This window comes from Paenibacillus sp. KS1, assembly GCF_001680695.1.
In the GTDB taxonomy this organism is placed as follows: domain Bacteria; phylum Bacillota; class Bacilli; order Paenibacillales; family Paenibacillaceae; genus Paenibacillus_B; species Paenibacillus_B suaedae.
The window spans coordinates 17,383-37,915 of the sequence record NZ_MAIS01000023.1 but is presented as its reverse complement, the minus strand read 5'-3'; the positions used below and the strand labels follow the sequence as shown (position 1 = coordinate 37,915).

Annotated in this window: 13 protein-coding genes; all 13 read left to right on the top strand. The window is 46.9% G+C overall.

Annotation, left to right across the window (positions count from 1 at the left end; translation table 11 throughout):
- Positions 1 to 82 precede the first annotated feature (82 nt).
- The 13 genes from BBG47_RS10025 to parE all read left to right on the top strand — a co-directional run bounded on the left by BBG47_RS10025 (position 83) and on the right by parE (position 20,530).
- Positions 83 to 817: a class I SAM-dependent methyltransferase gene (locus BBG47_RS10025; RefSeq protein WP_065291633.1), complete on the top strand. Its 735-nt coding sequence runs from the start codon at positions 83 to 85 to the stop codon at positions 815 to 817.
- A gap of 307 nt (positions 818 to 1,124) precedes the next feature.
- Positions 1,125 to 2,624 (top strand): N-acetylmuramoyl-L-alanine amidase family protein, encoded by a 1,500-nt coding sequence (locus BBG47_RS10020; RefSeq protein ID WP_065291632.1) that lies wholly within the window; start codon positions 1,125 to 1,127, stop codon positions 2,622 to 2,624.
- 66 nt (positions 2,625 to 2,690) lie between these two features.
- Entirely contained in the window at positions 2,691 to 3,317 is a 627-nt protein-coding gene (locus BBG47_RS10015; protein WP_065291631.1) for a GerMN domain-containing protein, read from the top strand.
- A gap of 129 nt (positions 3,318 to 3,446) precedes the next feature.
- Positions 3,447 to 6,221, top strand: a complete 2,775-nt coding sequence (locus BBG47_RS10010) for an S-layer homology domain-containing protein (RefSeq protein ID WP_065291630.1) — start codon at positions 3,447 to 3,449, stop codon at positions 6,219 to 6,221.
- A gap of 103 nt (positions 6,222 to 6,324) precedes the next feature.
- Positions 6,325 to 7,020, top strand: coding sequence for an endonuclease III (gene nth, locus BBG47_RS10005; RefSeq protein ID WP_065291629.1), 696 nt, complete (start codon positions 6,325 to 6,327; stop codon positions 7,018 to 7,020).
- Positions 7,020 to 7,292, top strand: a complete 273-nt coding sequence (locus BBG47_RS10000; RefSeq protein WP_021254621.1) for a hypothetical protein — start codon at positions 7,020 to 7,022, stop codon at positions 7,290 to 7,292. Before nth ends, BBG47_RS10000 begins: the two co-directional genes overlap by 1 nt.
- 108 nt (positions 7,293 to 7,400) lie before the next feature.
- Positions 7,401 to 11,315, top strand: a complete 3,915-nt coding sequence (locus BBG47_RS09995; protein ID WP_254659794.1) for a dynamin family protein — start codon at positions 7,401 to 7,403, stop codon at positions 11,313 to 11,315.
- A gap of 286 nt (positions 11,316 to 11,601) precedes the next feature.
- Entirely contained in the window at positions 11,602 to 13,398 is a 1,797-nt protein-coding gene (locus BBG47_RS09990; RefSeq protein WP_065291628.1) for an ABC transporter ATP-binding protein, read from the top strand.
- Positions 13,395 to 15,275: an ABC transporter ATP-binding protein gene (locus BBG47_RS09985; protein WP_065291627.1), complete on the top strand. Its 1,881-nt coding sequence runs from the start codon at positions 13,395 to 13,397 to the stop codon at positions 15,273 to 15,275. The genes BBG47_RS09990 and BBG47_RS09985 overlap by 4 nt, the downstream gene beginning before the upstream one ends.
- A gap of 221 nt (positions 15,276 to 15,496) precedes the next feature.
- Positions 15,497 to 16,318: a GDSL-type esterase/lipase family protein gene (locus BBG47_RS09980; protein ID WP_065291626.1), complete on the top strand. Its 822-nt coding sequence runs from the start codon at positions 15,497 to 15,499 to the stop codon at positions 16,316 to 16,318.
- Positions 16,319 to 16,357: 39 nt separating this feature from the next.
- Positions 16,358 to 17,323 carry an ABC transporter ATP-binding protein gene (locus BBG47_RS09975; protein WP_065291625.1) on the top strand — a complete coding sequence of 322 codons (966 nt, stop codon included), beginning with the start codon at positions 16,358 to 16,360 and terminating at the stop codon, positions 17,321 to 17,323.
- Positions 17,316 to 18,305, top strand: a complete 990-nt coding sequence (locus BBG47_RS09970; protein ID WP_021254615.1) for an ABC transporter permease — start codon at positions 17,316 to 17,318, stop codon at positions 18,303 to 18,305. The genes BBG47_RS09975 and BBG47_RS09970 overlap by 8 nt, the downstream gene beginning before the upstream one ends.
- A 233-nt stretch (positions 18,306 to 18,538) precedes the next feature.
- The gene (parE, locus tag BBG47_RS09965) at positions 18,539 to 20,530 is read left to right on the top strand and encodes a DNA topoisomerase IV subunit B (protein WP_065291624.1); all 1,992 of its coding nucleotides are present in this window, start codon (positions 18,539 to 18,541) and stop codon (positions 20,528 to 20,530) included.
- Positions 20,531 to 20,533 lie beyond the last annotated feature (3 nt).

Here is a 20,533-nt window from a genome sequence, read left to right as displayed (position 1 = left end):
AAATACATATTGTAAAATAGAAAAGAAAATGGATTCCGGATTTCGTCCATGACAACGCATGGATATAGGAGATGAATAATAAATGAAGCAAAACAAATACGATGATGCGAATTTCTTTGCCGCATATGAGAATATGCCACGTTCTATCCATGGGCTAGAAGGAGCGGGAGAATGGCATGTATTACAGTCACTAATTCCAGATTTGCGCTACAAGAGTGTGCTAGATCTGGGCTGCGGCTTCGGCTGGCATTGTAGATATGCCCGAGAACAGCATGCCGACTCTGTAATAGGGGTTGATATTTCAGAGAAAATGCTGCAGAAAGCACGTGAATTGACAAATGATTCGTCAATCTCCTATTTACAAATGCCAATTGAAGACATTCAGTTTGCAGATGAGCAATTTGATGTGGTGATTAGTTCGTTAGCCTTTCATTATATTGAGTCGTTCGATACGATTTGTGACAAAGTCTATCACAGCTTAAAACCAGGGGGCGTGTTTCTGTTCTCGGTCGAGCATCCGATCTTCACTTCGCGCAATGAACAAGATTGGGTCTACGATGAGCAAGGGAATATCCTCCATTGGGCAGTGGATGGCTATCAGGATGAAGGGAAGCGTGAAACGGCCTTCTTAACGGAGGATGTCGTTAAGTATCATCGAACGTTCGCTACGTATATGAGTAACTTGATCGATGCGGGATTTACGATACGTGCAGTGAAGGAGCCGACTCCATCTGAGAAAATGCTGCGAGAAATACCCGGGATGACTGATGAGCTGCGCAGACCCATGTTCTTGATTATTTCTGCTACTAGAAGTTGATACTTTTAATGACGTGGAGACCGTTTTCTATTTGCACTTTTTGTATGATCAGGTGCGAAATAGAGAACGGTCTTTTTTTTATTGTTACGAATCATGTCAATATTTATGTTCAGATGTGCAATTTTTGTCTTGCCATGTGGGAGTAGGTGATTTACAGTGAAAACAAGGGATATTTTAGCAGGTTTATTTTAGCCAAAAAATGTAGAAACTACGCAACTTTTGTACTTTTTATACGTCTAATATTACGTCCGTTCTTAATAGACAAATAGAATAGTGCGGAACATGACGAAAGGATGTAGAGGTGAAGATGCAGAAAAAACAAAAATTTGCGGTTGGATTGCTATTAATGCTGTTGTGTTTAGTGTTTCCTACGCTGGGACAAGCTGCACCTAATACGAGCTTGTACTTGAATGGAAATTCTTTGGCGATGTCAGAGAATATTTTGATGCTGAACAATTCGGTCATGGTCCCGATTCGCGTCGTTTCTGAAGAGTTGGGTTATAAGGTTGATTGGAATCAGAAGGCGAAGACGGTAGCTATAAATGATAATAGCAGAAGCATGAATCTCACCGTCAATCAGAAGACGGCGACAGTTGACAACAAGAGTGTTACACTCGTTGCACCACCGGTTATTAAAGGCGAGACTACACTAGTCCCACTTCGTTTTATCGGGGAGAATATGGGATTGAAAGTGGATTGGGATAACTCAACCAAATCTGTGTACATGTTCACTTCTGACGAAGTAACGCCCCCAACACCTGATAAAGGCAATGAGGACAAGCCGACAAAGCCGGACAACGGCAATGGAGATAATGGCAGTAATGGTGGAGACCAAGCAAAGCCAGATAACAATGCTTCAGTCGTTACGAACTTTTCTTTTGACAATAATCAATTACATATTGCTTTAGATCGTAATGTAAGACCGAGCATTATGACGATGGACAGCCCTAACCGGGTAGTTATTGATTTGCCGAATGCAGTGTTCTCGGACGAGTTCTATGAAAAATATAGTTTCAATAAAGATGGGCAAGGGGAATATGTAGTATCAGATTACCCAGATGTTCAGCGCATTCGCTTTGCAATGTTCAGCGATAAGCCGAATACAGCGCGCTTCGTTATTGATTTGAACTACCCGTTGAATGGTGAAGTCACACTGAATGATCAAGGTTTGACGACCATTTCGCTGAATCAAAAGAGTGGAAATGACGATGGGAACGGCAATGGCGGAACAACGAAACCACCTGTAACGCCAAACAAACCAAATGGTACTTATACCGTTGTTATTGATGCAGGCCATGGAGGTAAGGACTCCGGTGCGCTTAGCTTGACGAAGAAGACGGAAAAGGACTTTACTTTGGCACTTTCCTTGAAAGTCGGAGAACTGCTTCGTAAAGAAGATAAGATCAATCTTGTCATGACGCGCGAAGACGATTCCTTCCCTGAATTATCGGATCGTTCATCGCTTGCGAACAAAATTGGTGCGGATATATTCGTATCGATACATGGAAACAGTGCGAAAAATAGCCCTTCCGTAACAGGTACGGAGACGTTCTATTATCACAAGAGCAGCGAAGCACTTGCCAAGACGTTGCACAAAAATTTATTGAATGGAACGCAATTTAAGGATCGGGGTATCAAATTTGGAGATCTCCATGTCGTTCGAGAAACGAAGATGCCGTCGGCTCTGCTCGAAATAGGCTTTTTGACGAGCACGAATGACGAACCAAAAATGTATGACGACCAGTTCCAATGGCGCGTTGCGGAGAACATTGTCAAAGGGATTAAAGAATATTTGGGCGTATCCTGATTCCATAAAAAATGCAACCTTTGACGATCTGTTGCGTTATGAACGATGTAAAGGAGGTCGTGCTTCATGAAGACACGAAAATGGTGGGCACTTGCTGCCGCAGTTCTATCCATTACAATTATAAGTGCATGCGGTGCTAAGCCGACAACAAATGGAGCTGCTCAACCTGAGCAGCCAACAGCTGAACAACCTACGACGGAGCAGCCGACAACAGAGCAGCCGAACGAGGAAAAGCCGTCAGACGAGACAACGAAGCCTGAGCAGCCAACAACTGACAAAGGTCAAGAAACGAAGTCTGACAAGCAAGAAATGTCGCTTGACGTATTTGTCTCTGATGATCAGCTGATGGAATTGAAGTCGTATAAGAAGATGATCCAGTTCTCTAATGATGACGAGAAGTATCAAGCTGCACTTTCAGCGTTGAAGACATCTGACAATGATAAAGATATTCCGTTGTGGGAAAAGATCGACTTCAAATCTGTGGGAATGGATAAGGGAACGCTAGTCATTGACATTCATATTCCGGAAGAGGGTCATCTTGGAGCAGGCGGAGAGGCTTTTGCATTGGATGCTCTTACTAAAACGCTGTTCCAATTCGATGAAGTAAAGGCAATTGATATTCTGGTAGATGGAAAGTCAGATGAAAGCTTGATGGGCCATGTTACGTTGAAACATCCAATCAAGCGTCCATAGAGATCTGCACGAATCATGTAATTGAACAAAATAATACCAACAATTATTCGAGAACAGGGGCAGGAATTGCCCCTGTTCTTGTCGAAAAAGAACATCTTACGAAGAAATATATGTGGAAGGGGATGCATCATGCAATTAAATTCTAAACCGTGTGTGCGCAAAGCGCGAGCATTAACAAGTGCATTATTGGCCGTATCCATGATGCTGACATCTATGCAATTCGCGATGGCAGCTGAATCAAATACCGCTACAAAGACGAATCAAGTTACATCAACTTCGAGTATAAGTCCGATATTCAGCGATGTTAAGCTTGGTTATTGGGCAGAGAAACATATACATAAGCTTGCAGCATTGGATATTTTAAAGGGGAATAACGGCAAGTTCCGTCCTGGTGACGATGTAACGCAGCAGGAAGCTATCACAATGGCAATTCGCTATATGGGACTTGAGGGTGAATTGAATGCTGCAGATTCCGTAGCACTACCTGCTGATTTTAAGGTCGGGAATTTCTTCAAGCCGTATATTGTTCTGGCATTCCAAAAAGGGCTGTTGGACAAAGAAGAAGAGATGGCGAAGCCGGATCCGAAGCAAGCATGGGGCGATCAAAAGGCAACCCGTGAATGGGTGACGAAAATTTTGGTTCGTGCTGTAGGAAAACAAGCAGATGCAGAGCGTGCAAAGACGAAGAAAACGACATTTGCCGATAATAGCAAAATTAGCGCGTCTGCATTAGGATATGTCAACACTGCTGTTGATCTGGAATTGACTACAGGAATGAGCGGCAACAAATTCGAGCCGCAAGGCAAAGTAACGCGCGCGCAGCTTGCAACATTCTTCAGTCGCGGAGAAAAAGTATCTAAGGTAAAGCACGCATTCGAATCATTCGGTTATGTGATGAGCCTAACGGATCAAGAGATTCGCTTGTATACGGAAGAGGGCAAGACAGCAACCTTCCGCCGCGATAAAAACACGATGTACTATAAAAATGACAGCGAGCAGGCGATCAATGCCTCCGATATTGGCCTATACATGAAAATCCGTGTCGCTGGACAATCGGGAAGCGCGGCATATGTTGAATTATTAGACGCTGAACCGAAGGTGGAAACTTCAACGGTTAAGCTGAGGTATGTTGCGCCTTCAGAGAAGAAGCTGTATTTCACGAAGGATGGCACTGATGCATTGTCTGATATTGTGTACGACAACAGCGCGACTGTATTCAAGGATGCCAGCGGCAACACGATCGATCCTTCTAAGCTGATGGCGGACAGTGAGCTTGTCATCAAGCGTGAAACGTTTACGAATGAACGCAAAATTATTGAGGTTCAAGTAAAGTCTGGGCCTGTCAACAAATCGGCCAAAGGTACTATTACTTCTATTGATGTGAGAAACCGTTCCGTGACGATCAAGAACGAACAAGGTGAGAGCGAAACCTACACGGTTGTGGAGGGAGCTTACGTTCGGTATAAGGATCAATTGTTATCCGGTCTAAGCAGTATCAAGGAAAATGACAGCGTCAATTATACGGTGAAAAATAGCGTCGTAACGGAAATCGAATTGACAAATGCCCAACAAGTTACGATTTCTGGTACGCTGTACGAAAAAGGTGCGACGAAAACGAGCATCACGATCCGAAAAGAAAACAATGAACTCGTGGCGAAGCTGCTTGCTCGTGATGTAAAGATTGAAATTGACGGAATGAACAATCCAACGTTCGACGATATTGTCGCAGGAGAATACGGAGATCGCGTCGAGCTGGCCATGAACAGCGAGGATCAGGTTGCCAACATCAAAGTAATGAACCGCAAGGCGGAAATGATAATTGGAGCTACAGTTGTAGATTTCGATAAAACGAACAAACTGTTAATGGTAACTGACGAGCGCAAAGAACCTCACGTCTTTAAGCTCACATATGAGACTCGCTTTGAGAATAACGGCTCCAAGGTTGGACTTGAGGATATCGCAAATCAGCTTAAGGATGGCAAACGCAAGGTGAATGTGCAACATACGGCCAAAAACGCGCTTCTGGTGCAGCTCGTCAACAAATTCGAAGGAACATTCGTCTATGCAAGCTCTACCGCGAAGACAGTGACGATGAAGCTTGCGAACGGACAAACGGTAACACTGCCTTATAAGGGGACTGAGCTAAGCGTAGAAAAGTATGGGAAAAACAATGTGACCTTGAATGATGTGAATAATGGTGATACAATAGTTGCCTACTTCACGGATGATCAATCCACACTATCGTCTCTCGCTGTTCGGCAAACGCTACAATTCGATATTGCGTATCGGGATGCGTCGGGGTATCGCCTTCGTCTGCGCTCGAGCGACTCGAAGGTTGAGGACTTTTATGTGGGAAATGCCAAGATCTATGATCTGAATAATAAAGAGATCAAGATTGCAGACTTGAAGGATAATGACTATGTCAACGTTGTAATGGACGGACGTTCTATCGTGGAAGTGCGTCAAGTTCAAGTTACTTATGGCCGAGTAGAGTCTGTGGATACAAACAACGGAGCAATTCGAGTACGCGACAATGCTGGCTCCTTATCTGTGCACCAAGTAGGCAAGAACGCGCAGATTCAGGTTGATAATTCTTCTTCTACTTCGAATTTGAGCGCTTTGAAAGAAGGAGACCGCGTAGAGGTGCGCAAGGACACAAGCGATCTTTCAGCTGTGAAGCTGGTCAGCGGAATGAAGCGCAGCTTCTGGCGCTATAATTCAAATACAAATGAATTGTATGTAAAGCGCACGATGGCTGAAAACAATTATATATTCAAAGTTCATCCGAATGCATCTATTCATTCGAAGGGCGAGAAAATCAGCCTGTCTTCCATCAAAGAAGATACCGATATTATGCTGTATATTATTAAGGATCAGGTTGTTGAAATCGAGAAAGTGTCTTAAACTACGATTAGGTTCACTTCGAACCGTCTCACCTTAGCGGGTGAGACGGTTTTTAGATGTGAATAGTCAAGCAGAATGGATAGAAAGGTGAGGTGACTTCCAGATGGCAACAAGTGCCCGCGTCCGACATATTCTCGATACGATTGGTCAGATGTACCCTGACGCGCATTGCGAGTTGACTCACGCCAATCCGTTCGAATTGACAATTGCAGTCCTGTTGTCAGCGCAGTGCACGGACGAGACGGTGAACAAAGTAACAGCTACGCTGTTCCAGAAATATAAAACACCGGAAGACTATCTAGCAGTTCCGCTTGAAGAGCTGGAGTCAGATATTCGGCGCATTGGCTTATTCCGCAACAAGGCCAAAAATATTCAAAAACTATGCCGCATGCTCATAGATAAATATGAGGGTGAAGTACCAAGGGAGCATGCTCAGCTAACAGAGCTTCCAGGTGTCGGCAGAAAGACGGCCAATGTGGTCGTATCCAACGCCTTCGGTGTTCCTGCAATAGCAGTGGACACACATGTCGAGCGCGTCTCCAAGCGCTTGCGACTTGCCAACGAAGACGATAGTGTGTTGGAAGTGGAGAAAAAGCTGATGCGTAAAATTCCCCGTGAGGAATGGACAGATACGCATCACCGGTTAATCTTTTTTGGACGTTATCATTGCAAAGCGCAATCCCCCAAATGTGACATTTGTCCGCTGTTAGATAGCTGTCGAGAGGGTAAAATACGTATGAAAGCGACCAAACCTAGAAAGACTGGAAACTATAAGAACGTGGATGGGAGTCGGTCGTGATGAAATGTATTTCGGTATACACGAATGATTTTGAACAATTCTCTAATATTTATGAAAAGATTATGCAAACACCTATGCAAGAGGATGAAGAACGTGAGATTGACGGCGTTACGGTATATGCAGCTGGACAAGTTCCTGATCAGTATGTAGAACGTATGCGTCAAAAACGTGATGTTGTCGTAATGCGCGTGAAAGATTCAGGCATTACTATTTTACAGCGCGGAGAACAATTCGAAATCATTCTCCCCGAACAGCAAAATATGGTACACTAGAAACCGAGTATAAGGCAAAAAGAGGAAGCCGATTACTCGGTTTTTTCTATGCGCAAAAATAACGACAATTCGTGTTCCGTTAGGATAAAAGCGGTGAGGGAGACGTGAATGGAGAAGATGAATGCGAGGTTGCACACCAATTCGGCCATTGTGGAAAGAGATAGCGATGAACTCGGAAAATGGCTGAAGCATACAGCGGATCAGATGCGGCATAGGGGAGATGTGCAGCACGCCGAGAAGATGACTGAGCTTGCGAAGAAGTGGCAGGAAGCGATTGTGATGGTCACGTTTTGTGGACACTTTTCGGCAGGCAAATCAAGTGTAATTAATGCATTATGCGGCAAGCAGCTGCTCCCGTCGAGTCCGATTCCAACGAGTGCGAACGTGGTTACGCTCCGCTACGGAGAGCGTCAGGCGCGGGTTCTACGCAGATCTGAACAAGATGGAACGGTTCTTGAAGAGCCTGTGCAATTCGAGCAGCTGGATGATGTGTGCCGTGATGGTGCTGGTATAGAACGTGTCGTTCTCTTTGATGAAATTGATTGGTTGAAGCAAGGCGTTGCTCTGCTGGATACACCCGGAGTAGATTCTACAGATGCGGCACATCGAGCAGCTACGGAGGAAGCCATGCATCTGGCTGACATTGTGTTCTATGTGACGGACTATAATCACGTCCAGTCGGAGACGAACTTCGCATTCGCGAAGGAGGTTGCAGATGCAGGTAAGCCGCTTATCTGGATTGTGAATCAAATCGACAAGCACAGGGAGCAGGAGCTTACCTTCGAATCGTATCAGAGCGATGTCCGAAGTGCACTTGATGCATGGCAGTTGAAGCCCGAAGGCGTATTCTATATCTCTGTAAGGCAGCCAGAACATCCATTGAATGAATGGAATGCATTAGAAGCCTATGTTCGTCAGACAGCGAGAGAACGGCTGCCGCTCGTTCGATATGGTATCTTACGTGCGGCACGTGAGCTCGTGTCTGCCCATGCAAAGGTTTTAAAGGAGCCGTTTGTAAGTAAACGTGAACAGCTAGTGGAACGTATAGGCGACGAAGCCTCCTTGGCTGCTTGGAAGGAACAGCTGCATCTAACGGAACAGCGCATTGCAGAGCTTACAGCTCAGGAGCAGGAAGTAAATGCATCGTTCCAGAAGCAAGTGCAACAGCTGCTTAGTAATGCGAATGTTACGCCTGCAGTAATGCGTGAACAGGCGCAGTCATATTTAGAATCCCGCAAGCCTGGCTTCAAGGTCGGTTTCTTATTCTCCAGTGCGAAGACAGACAATGAACGCACGCAACGACTGCAGTCCTTCACATCCATCTGGAAGGAAGGGTTGCGGGCAAATGTTGAGGTTCATCTCATCCAAATGATTCGCTCGCTGGCTGAAGAGGTAGGAGCAAACGAGCAGGAGGCATCGGCTGCGATGGAGCAAGCCATGCCTGATCTAGGTGATTCCTGGCTTGCTGATTCGGTGTCAGAGGGAGCGAGCGGTTCACCTGAGTATACCTTGAATTATTGCAGATCAATAGCTGATGAAGCACGCGCGATGCTGCGTAGAGCCGCTTTGACAGTGGCAGAGCCATTACTAGAGATCAAGCTCCGTCAATATCGTGAAGAGCTTACGCGGGCAGAATCTAAGCTTGCTTCCATGAGCGAGCTCTCCCTCGAATTCTCGGAAGTGGAGAATCGCCTACAAGCTACTACAGGGATAGAATCGGAATTGGTTCAAGCCATACAATTATGGCTGCCTGCTGATAAGCTGGAATGTGGCTGGATCGGTCTTCTTCCCGATATTCACAGCTTGAAGCAGGAAGCAAACAGCAAGGAGAAGGTAGTAGACCAGCAGCATGCTGCAGAGGCCAGGAACCAGGAACGCGTTCACAATGCTCCGGCCGGTAGTGGCATAATTGATCACGTACAGCAGAGACGTTCAGATAAGCAGGCAATCGTTGAATCATGGTTGGAGTTGTCTACAGAGGCTGATGGGCTTGGGACAAGCGGTAATCTGGATAGACATGCCCAAGATCAATCTTTTATAAAAGACCCTGAGCGCAATCTTACTGATCATGGGTCAGCTCCTAGTGGAACAGAACAGCGGTCAGAGGCTGCTGCTCCTAGCCAAGTTCGACGCAAGCTGATCTATACTGCTCAGAAGCTGGAGCAAGCAGCAGGTGTGCTTGAACGGCTGGAATCAATGCAGATGCTCGCAGCAGAGATGCGAGAGAAGGCTAAGCGGCTCGACGAGAATCGCTTTACGGTTGCCTTATTCGGTGCGTTCAGCGCTGGCAAATCATCGTTCGCGAACGCCCTTATCGGGCAAGATGCACTGCCAGTATCACCTAACCCGACAACAGCCGCAATTAATACGATCGAGGCAGCGACAGATGAGCATCCGCATGGCACGGCTCGCGTAACAATGAAGCGCGAAGCGAAGCTGCTTGATGACCTTCGCTATGCGCTGGAGACCTTGGGCGAGCCTAATGCATCTACCATGAACATGGATGAAGTGCTCCATTCGCTTGCGCGAATTCGTCCAGAGACAATTCATCCGTCTGGGCGGCCATATTATCGATTCATTCAGGCTGTGGATCGTGGGATAGATGAGGCTCGAGGCCTATTAGGTCAGGAGCTAATGGTTGATGAGGCACAGTATCGCTTATTTGTGAGTGATGAATCAAGATCAGCGTTCGTAGAGCGCATTGATTTGTTCGTAGACAGTGAGCTTACGAGACAAGGCTTCGTATTCGTAGATACTCCGGGTGCGGATTCCATTAACGCGAGGCACACGGGCGTTGCATTTGAATACATGAAGCAGGCGGATATCATATTGTTCGTGACGTACTATAACCATGCCTTCTCCCAAGCTGATCGACAATTCCTTACGCAGCTGGGCCGGGTGAAGGATGCCTTTGAGCTTGATAAAATGTTCTTTGTGGTCAATGCATCTGACCTTGCTGCCTCACCTGAAGAGCTGTCAAGTGTACTGGATTATGTGGAGGATCGTCTGCGCGAATTCGGTGTGCGCAGTCCGCGGCTATTTCCGATTTCGAGCTTGCAGGCATTGGAGGGCAAGCAGCAAGCACAGAAGGACAAGATTAGAACGTCGGGTATTGGTGAGTTTGAGCAGTCATTCCTAGAGTTTGCAGGCAATGAGCTGACTCAGCTCAGTATTCATTCGGCTCACAATAGTCTGGATAGGGCAGCAAGACAGCTGAAGGCGATGTGGGATGCCTCACATGCCGATGCAGCAGAGCGTGAACGGGAAGTCATTCGTTATCAAGCATTGGCCGAACAAGCGCGTCGCAGCTGCACGGAGTGGCTGGAGCGAGATGAATCAAGCCTATTCCAGCAGGAAGCAGATGAATTGCTCTACCATGTGGGTCAACGATTGCAATTCCGCTTCGGTGATATGTTCTCTCACGCCTTCAATCCGGCTTCCTTGCGCAGAGATGATCGGGATATAGATAATGCGCTGCAGCGCTGTTATGTGGAATGGATTCGCCTATTTAGCAAAGAGCTTGTGAATGAACTGTATGCAACCTCATTGCGGATGGAACAAGGAGCCAAGAAGCTCGTAATGAGCTATCACGATCGCCTGCAGCAAGCCATAATGGAGCAGCTGCCCGGGTACTCACCGGCTGATGTGGATATGAGGGCTTGGCCAACGCCTGAGGTATCAGGTGAGCTGGAATTGCCGAATGTAACAACGCGGTGGATTCGTGGTTATTTCCGCAATAGTAAGACCTTTTTCGAAGGCAGCGGACGCAGCGAACTTAGACAGGCGCTAGAGCTGCAGGCGATGCAGGCGGTTAAGCGGGTAACAGAAGCTCATCGGCAACAATTTATCGAACATATCCTCACTCACTATAATAAGGTCATTCAAAAGTCCTACAAGGAGCTGTCAGACGCATTGGATCTGTATATGGAAAGATTGAACAATGCGCTGCATGCAAATGTGGATGAAGAATTGCTTCAAGCTGTGATGAGTGCTTTGGAAGAGGTTATTACGACAGATTCATAAAAGCATCCAAGTGAAGAGATGAATTCACACGGAATTGATATCAAAACCGTATAAATTGCGTTCAAACGCTTACTGGGCATATGCTCGGTAAGCGTTCTTTGTTGAATAATGAACGACAAGTCAGTAAATCAGACGATTTAAAAGAAATGAATGGATATGTTACCGCAAAGCTCGGAAAAATCGGGCACAAACGGCATTATGATGAAATTGGCGTTTTGCTGTTGTGTTTTCATGATGATAAACTGCATTACATCTCACGAGAACGTAGAAAAGGGGAGGAGAAATCATGAACGTCTTCAAGCGGCTAAGCACTTTTTACTGGCCGAAAAAAGGCTACCTATTCGTATCTATACTTTGCTTGATGGCGGCAACAGCGCTCGGATTGGTGTATCCCAATATGCTGCGCATCTTGATTGACGACGTCATAGCAAAAGAACGATTCGATTGGGTGCCTTGGCTGTCATTGACGGTGGTCGTCGTTGTCAGCATCAAAGGCACCCTCACATTTTTACACGGCTATTTTGGCGGTCGTCTAGGCAACTATGTTGCCTACGAAATGAGAAATGCCTGCTATCGCAAGCTGCAATTCCTTTCATTCCGTTACTATGACAAGGCAAGAACAGGGGATTTGATGTCCCGCTTGACTGCAGATCTTGAAGGGATACGCAACTTTGTTGGGTTCGGCTTCGCACAAATTTTGAATATGGTGCTGATGGTTCTATTTGGTGCGGGAATGATGTTCTCAATTGATTGGAAGTTAACGCTAACAACGCTTATCCCAATACCGCTGTTAATTCTAGTCGCGCTTCGGTTCGAGTCCAAGATACATCCGGCCTTCCGTGAAATGCGCGTCGCCTTCAGCCGCCTGACAACGGCAGTACAGGAGAATATTACGGGCGTGCGTACGGTCAAATCTTTCGCGCGTGAAAGCCATGAAGTCGATAAATTCTCTGTACGGTCTGAAGCGTATAAGGAAAATCAAATTCATGCTGCGACACTATGGGGACGATACTTCCCTGTGATGGAACTTCTTGCTTGCTGCTGTGTGGTCATGCTGCTTGCGCTTGGAGGTACGAAGGTCATTAACAAGGAACTGACGCTTGGTGAGTTAGTTGCCTTCTTCAGTATGATCTGGTACATCATTGGCCCGATGTGGGGAATTGGCTTCCACATCAATAACTATACGCAATCGAAGGCATCTGGAGAGCGTGTTCTGGAACTGCTGGACACCCCAATTGACATTGCGAACAATGATCGTGCGGTTGTATTGAATGATGAAGAAGTTAAGGGACATGTTCAATTCAAAGATGTTACCTTCCGCTATGAAGGTGATGTAAACGCTCTTAGCCACATTACGCTAGACGCAACACCTGGGAAGGTGATTGGATTGCTTGGCGGTACAGGAGCGGGCAAGTCAACAATTATTCAACTGCTCATGCGCGCGTATGATGTGAAGTCAGGTAGCGTTATGCTAGATGGTCATGATATTCGAGACTTGGATGTGAAGAGTCTCCGCAGTCAGATGGCTACCGTATTCCAAGAGACATTCCTGTTCTCATCTTCGATCTATAACAACATTGCTTACGGACGAGATGATGTGACCGAAGAAGAAGTGGTTCGAGCAGCGAAGCTTGCGCAAGCACACGACTTCATTATGGAGCTGCCGCTTGGCTATGATACGATTGTGGGCGAACGCGGTATGGGACTCTCAGGCGGTCAGAAGCAGCGGATTGCGATTGCCCGCGCGCTGCTGAAGGATCCGAAGATTCTGATATTGGATGACGCAACAAGTGCCGTTGACATGGATACTGAACATGCGATTCAGGCTGGCTTCCAAGAGGTTATGCGTGGACGTACGGTATTTATAATCGCACACCGTATCTCGTCGCTGCGGCATGCAGATGAGATTCTGGTATTGGATCAAGGGAGCATCGCACAGAGAGGTACTCATGAGCAATTGATTGAGGTGCCGGGTACCTATCAAGATGTATATCGTATTCAGTATGCTGATAAGTTTGAGTCAGAAGATCAGATGGATTCTACCACCGATGGAACGTCGAACAGAGAGCAGGTGAGAGTATGAGTGGAGCACGATTCACAGCAGCATCCACGGCGGCGAGCCCGGCGAATGAAGACGAGAACACAGCTGCGGAGAACGCAGAACGTAAGCGTTCTCGATTCGTCTATCAAGATGATGAAGCAATAGAAAAGCCGTTCAACTGGGCTCAGATGCGTCGCCTGCTGGTGTACATGAAGCCGTATAAACGCCAACTGCTGCCGGTATTGTTGGTAATGATGGTTCTGGGTACGCTTACGAAACTGGCAATCCCATTTCTCATCAGCTATGCCATTGACCATGCGATACAGCCCGCTGACGGAAACCCATCGCTGCGTATGCTGTATATGATCGCGGGAACGGTGTTTGGACTTTATATTGTGCAGTGGGGCGCCAATGCGTTCCGCATCAAATTTATGAATGTGATTGGCCAGCGCATTATTCATGATTTGCGAGGGGATCTGTTCAAGCACATTCAGAAGCTGTCATTCCATTTCTATGACAAACGTCCAGCTGGTTCCGTGCTAGTGCGCGTGACGAACGACGTCAACTCCTTGCAGGAACTGTTCACGAACGGTGCTGTCAATACGCTAATTGATTGCATGCAGCTGGCAGGTATTATCATTATCCTCTTGTTTTTGAATGTTCAGCTTGCACTGGCAGTTATGATTACGGTTCCAATCATGTTCTTAGTGTCGACGAAGCTGCGGAAGAAGATCCGCTTCGCTTGGCAGGACGTCCGCATGAAGCAATCGCGGATTAATTCTCACTTGAACGAGGCGATCCAAGGCGTTCGTGTCACTCAAGCGTATACACAAGAAAAGCAGAACATGGAATTCTTCGATCATATGAACAATGTGAATAAGAAGTCTTGGGATCGCGCTTCTGCCATGAACCAATCGTTCGGCCCTGTTATCGAGATAACAAGCGCTGTAGGTGCATTTATTCTATTCATGTACGGTTCATATTTGATCCAGAGCCATGTGATTACGGTTGGGGTACTATTCGCATTTGCCCAGTACATCGGGAACTTCTGGGAACCTATTAATCGCTTGGGGCAAATGTATTCGCAAATGCTAATTGCCATGGCTTCTTCGGAACGCATCTTTGAATTTATGGATGAACAGCCATCTATTGAGGATACAGCGAAATCAAAAGTGCTTCCACCAATCCATGGCGATGTGGAATTCGAGAACATAATGTTCGAATACGAGAAGGGACGTCCCGCGTTGAAGGGCATTTCATTATCAGCCAAGGCAGGCGAGTCCATCGCGTTAGTCGGACACACAGGTTCCGGTAAGAGTACGATTATCAATTTGTTGTGCCGTTTCTACGATACGACAGAAGGCCGTGTCACCATTGACGGTCATGATATTAAGCAAGTTACAATTGAAAGTCTGAGGTCGCAGGTTGGTATTGTTTTGCAAGATACCTTCATCTTCTCAGGTACGATACGAGATAATATTCGCTTCGGCCGTCTCGACGCAACAGATGCAGAGGTAGAAGCGGCAGCACGGGCCGTGTATGCACATGACTTCATTGTAAGTATGCAAGATGGCTATGACACTGAGGTCGAGGAACGAGGAAATGTGCTGTCTATGGGTCAACGTCAGCTTATCTCGTTCGCACGTGCCTTGCTTGCAAACCCTAGAATATTAATTCTTGATGAAGCGACTGCAAGTATTGATACCGAGACCGAATTAAAGATTCAAGAAGCATTGAAGACGTTGCTGCAGGGTAGAACCTCCTTCATTATTGCGCACAGGTTGTCTACGATTCGCAATTGTGACAATATCGTTGTGCTTGACCATGGGGTTATTCAGGAACAAGGTACGCATGATCAATTGATGAATCTGCGTGGCACTTATTACAATCTAGTAGCGGCTCAGTATAAGTACATGTAGTCGCACCGCGTGTAGCGATGGAGCGATTCTGCTGCTTGTAATTGCTTCTGTGTCTTGTACAATCGTATAGGAAATTGATGAAAGAGGCGGCCGAATTGATCGGTCGCCTCTCTTGTTGCCAGGGAACGTGGTAACAGCAGATGACTCAGTTTGCAAATAGGAACCTGAACAGGTAATGTAAAGGGAGAACAGAGTTCAGGGATTGAGACAGGAGGACTAGGATGAGTCGTAAAACGGCATCGCGGCAATGGTTATGGATTGCTTCATGCGGCGTGGGATGTACGCTGCTCTTGCTCGTTGGCTTCGGACTTGGAATTGCGGATATTATCTATCCTGCTTCTGTTCCGTTTGCGGATGCGCCTGGGGTGAAGACTTCACCGACAACAGATACCGCCTCTCACTCGGAGCAAGAGATACGGATCGCTGCTCTTGGCGATTCGTTGACAAGAGGTACTGGCGACGGGACGGGACAAGGATATGTACGACGTGTGTTGAGTACGCTTGAGAAGAGCAAGGAGAAGCCGGTTACGCTTCTGAACAATCTGGCAGTGAACGGGCTTCGTGCAGATCAGCTTGTGGAACGAATAGAGAAGGATAGTGCGGGTTATGTATTGAAGCAAGCGAATGTCATCCTACTAACGATTGGCGGCAATGACTTATTCCAAGGTGCTCAATCGGAACAGATGAGCGCCAAGGAAATGCAGCTCGATACACTCATAGCCAAGGTGGATGCTGGCATTGTCCACTTGAAACAGGTGCTGACTCAACTGCGTAAATGGAACCCGGATGCGCTTATCATCTATGTAGGACTGTATAATCCATTCTCGGATCTGCAGGCGATGCGTGAAATAGGAAATGCCGTCGTTCAGAAATGGAACGATTCAGCTTATGCGTTTATCAATAAGGACAAGAATATGATGATGGTTCCAACCTACGATTTGTTCCAGCGGAACAGCAGCAAATATTTATCTTCTGATCATTTTCATCCTAATGGAGACGGATATGATGCCATTGCGAAGCGGATTGTGCAGAGCATTCAATAATAGAAGGACACTAGAGGACGGCCAGGAGGTGGCTTAGTGATGGAGCATGCGAAGGAAGTTATATTATCTGTAGAACATGTGAAGAAGAAAATAGGCTCTAAGCTGATTATCAAGGATGTAACTTTCGAGGTTCGAGCAGGCGAAATTTTTGGCTTCCTCGGGCCGAATGGGTCTGGCAAGACAACGACTATTCGAATGCTGGTGGACTTGATTACTCCCACTTCAGGCCGGATTCAAGTATGTGGTCTGGATGTGAATCGAGATCCGGAGCGGGCCCTGCGGCATGTTGGCTGTATCGTAGAGAACCCGGAAATGTATAACTTTCTGACAGGATGGGAAAATTTAGAACATTTCGCGCGGATGGTAAGTGGCATTGGTCAAGAACGCATTCAAGAAGTTGTCGAGATCGTTGGGTTGTCGAATCGAATTCATGATAAAGTGAAGACCTATTCGTTAGGGATGAGACAACGGCTTGGGATCGCGCAAGCATTGCTTGCTGAACCGGAGCTGCTCATTCTGGATGAACCCACGAATGGATTGGATCCACTCGGCATTAAGGAGCTGCGATCATTTATCCGTACGCTGGCTGACAGTGGTATGGCTGTGTTCGTCTCGAGTCACTTGTTAAGTGAAATTCAACTAATGTGTGATCGCGTTGCGATTATCAGCCATGGTGAAGTGCTTGCTGTAGATGATGTCGAACAGCTGCTTACGGGACGCAATCAGTTTGTAGTATGGCAGGCACAGCCTGCGGAGCGGGCTATGGAGCTGTTAGCAGAAAACGACAGGGTTACAATCTATAGCCGAGAGACAGCGCCGATTGACGAGTCTACCTTGATCGGGATACCTGATTACGCAATCGTAACGGAAACTGCACCGGACATCATTCCAGAACTGAATCGCAAGATGATGCATGCCGGCATCCAAATCGAAGGAATCCAGCATATTATGCCTACCCTAGAACAGCTATTTCTAGAATTAACGGAGGGTGAACGCATTGAGTAGCTTGCTGCCGCTTATCCACAATGAGACATTAAAAGTGTTGAAGAAAAAACGATTTTATGTCATCATGCTCATATTGATAGTGTTAATTCCTGTCTTCACATATGCGCAAATGAAGATGGCGGAAAATAGTAGGGAGAAGTTCAAAGAGGACTGGCGACTGGAGTTGCAGCAGCGCATCACCGATATTCAAAATTCGCTCGGAAGCGACCGAATACCCGAAGAGTGGAAGAAGTATCGGCTCATTATGCTGCAGCAGCTGCAATATTATTTGGACCATGATGTGAATCCGAGTGAGCCGAACGGGGTGACATTTACCCGTACTTTTATGGACAATGCAGTAACTCTGTTCATTCCGCTGCTTGTTATGGCGATTGCTTCGGACATCGTTTCATCGGAGCGGTCTACCGGCACGATCAAGATGCTGCTGACTAGGCCGGTTCGCAGGTGGAAGGTGTTAATGAGCAAATGGATTGTCCTGATGATGTTTACCGGAATCATTGTCGTGATGACAGCACTGCTTGCTTATTTGATTTCAGGGGCGGTCTTCGGGTATGGAGGCTGGTCTTTTCCGATATTTACCGGATTCTCGGTAGCGGGCACGAACGTGGATTTCAATGCCGTACATACGCTTCCCTCATGGCTGTACTTGCTTATGCAATGTGGCCTTATCTGGTTTTCCAGCATCGTAGTCGCAGCACTTGGGTTTATGATATCCGTGCTCGTCCGGAGCACAGCGGCAAGTATTGTAACCTTAATGGCTACCCTGATCGCAGGTACCATCTTGTATAATATGGCCTCTTCTTGGCCGACTGCCAAATATCTGTTCATGATTAACTTGAAATTGACGGACTATATGGCGGGTACACCGGCCCCTGTAGAAGGGATGAGCTTGCCGTTCTCGCTTGCTGTATTAAGTGTATGGGGCATTATTTCCCTATTCATTGCATTCCGTGTCTTTACGAAACAGGACATCTTGAATTAAAATATACAAGAATGCGAAACATCTGTTTGCATCCGGACGATATAAGTAATGGGGCATTTTGTTGTTCCTCTCGTCCGGCAGCGGCAGATTTTCTTTTGCCAACGAAGGTTGGAACGCTAATAAGGTAGCATTTTATTTGTGAAGTACGCATTTGGTATGAAGCACGTATTATGGTATGGAACACGCATGATTATTGATTATGCACTACATGTATTTTTGAAGGAGGAGCATGAATGGTCGAGCAAGTCGATATGTTCGGACAGTCGCCTGAGAATGGGGGGGCATCTGGCAACCGCAATTCTGAGTATGGGGCTGACGACATTCAAGTGCTCGAAGGGCTTGTCGCGGTACGCAAACGGCCAGGGATGTATATTGGCAGTACAAGCTCCTCGGGGCTGCATCATCTGGTATGGGAAATCGTAGACAACGCTGTCGACGAGCATCTCGCCAAATTTTGCTCTCAGATTGATGTGACAATTCACAAGGACCAGTCGGTCACCGTTCGAGACAATGGACGAGGAATTCCGACAGGTATGCATAAGACAGGGGTACCGACCCCGCAGGTCGTCTATACGATCTTGCATGCGGGTGGTAAGTTCGGTGGTGCAGGCTATAAGAAATCTGGCGGTCTGCACGGCGTTGGCGCTTCAGTCACGAATGCGTTATCGGAATGGCTTGAGGTGGAGATTTGTCGAGACGGCAAGATTCATCGCATGCGCTTTGAGACATGGACGGATAAGAAAGGCAAAGAACATGTCGGCGAACCGGTAACGGGGCTGGAGATTGTCGGTAATACGAATCGCACAGGCACGAAGGTAACATTCAAGCCGGATGCGAAGGTATTCCATGGCAATATTCATTTGAATTATGACAATCTTGCTGAACGATTGCAGGAGATTGCATTTTTGAACTCTGGCTTACGGGTCACATTGAAAGATGAGCGGACAGGGAAGGAAGAAACTTTCCTTTATGAAGGCGGAGCAAGCGAGTTTGTACGCTTTTTAAATGAAGATAAAAACGTGCTGCATGAAGTGATTCATTTCACTGCTGAGAAGGATGATGTTGAGGTTGAGATTGCACTTCAATATAACGATGGGTATACGGAGACAATCGTATCGTTTGTAAACTCGATCCCAACTCGTGGCGGCGGTACGCATGAGACAGGCTTCAAGACAGCCTACACGCGTGTGATGAATGAATATGCGCGCAAGAACAGCTTGTTGAAGGAAAAGGATAAAAACCTAGACGGCAACGACCTACGTGAAGGCATGATGTCGGTCATTAATGTGAAGATGTCCGATGTGGAATTTGTCGGTCAGACGAAGGATCAGCTCGGTAGTGCCATGGCTAGGGGCGCTGTAGATACAATCGTAGCAGAGCATATGAGCATTTTCCTGGAGGAGAACCCACAAATTGCGCAGATGTTAGTCAAGAAGGCCATTCAGGCGTCAAGGGCGCGTGAAGCGGCACGTAAGGCGAGAGAGGATGTGCGCTCAGGCAAGAAGCGCAGCGAGAGCTCAAACCTTAACGGCAAGCTGACACCAGCGCAGTCTAAGGATTATACACGCAATGAGCTCTTTATCGTCGAAGGGGACTCGGCGGGCGGTTCTGCGAAGCAAGGGCGCGATTCCAAGACGCAGGCAATCCTGCCGCTGAAGGGAAAGCCGATGAACCCGGAGAAGGCCAAGCTGGCCGACATCTTGAAGAATGATGAATATCGGACAATTATCCATGCAATCGGAGCAGGGGTAGGCTCCGACTTCGATGCGGATGAGAGCAACTACGCGAAGATCATTATTATGACAGATGCCGATACTGACGGTGCGCATATTCAGGTGCTGCTGCTCACGTTCTTCTATCGTTATATGCGTCAGCTTATTGATAAGGGCAAGGTATATATTGCACAGCCTCCGCTCTATAAGATATCGCATAAGAAGGGCAAGCACTCGACGGTTCGCTATGCTTGGACGGACGAGCAGCTTGCCAGCTACGTGAAGCAGTTCGGACAAAGCGCTGAAATTCAACGCTATAAGGGTCTTGGCGAAATGAATCCCGATCAACTGTGGGAAACGACGATGGATCCGGAGACGAGAACACTGCTGCAGGTGCAGATCGATGACGCTGCCAAGGCAGAGCGCCGTGTGACGACATTAATGGGCGACAAGGTGGAGCCGCGTAAGCGCTGGATCGTAGAGAACGTTGACTTTGCGGAGTTCGAGGAATAGAAA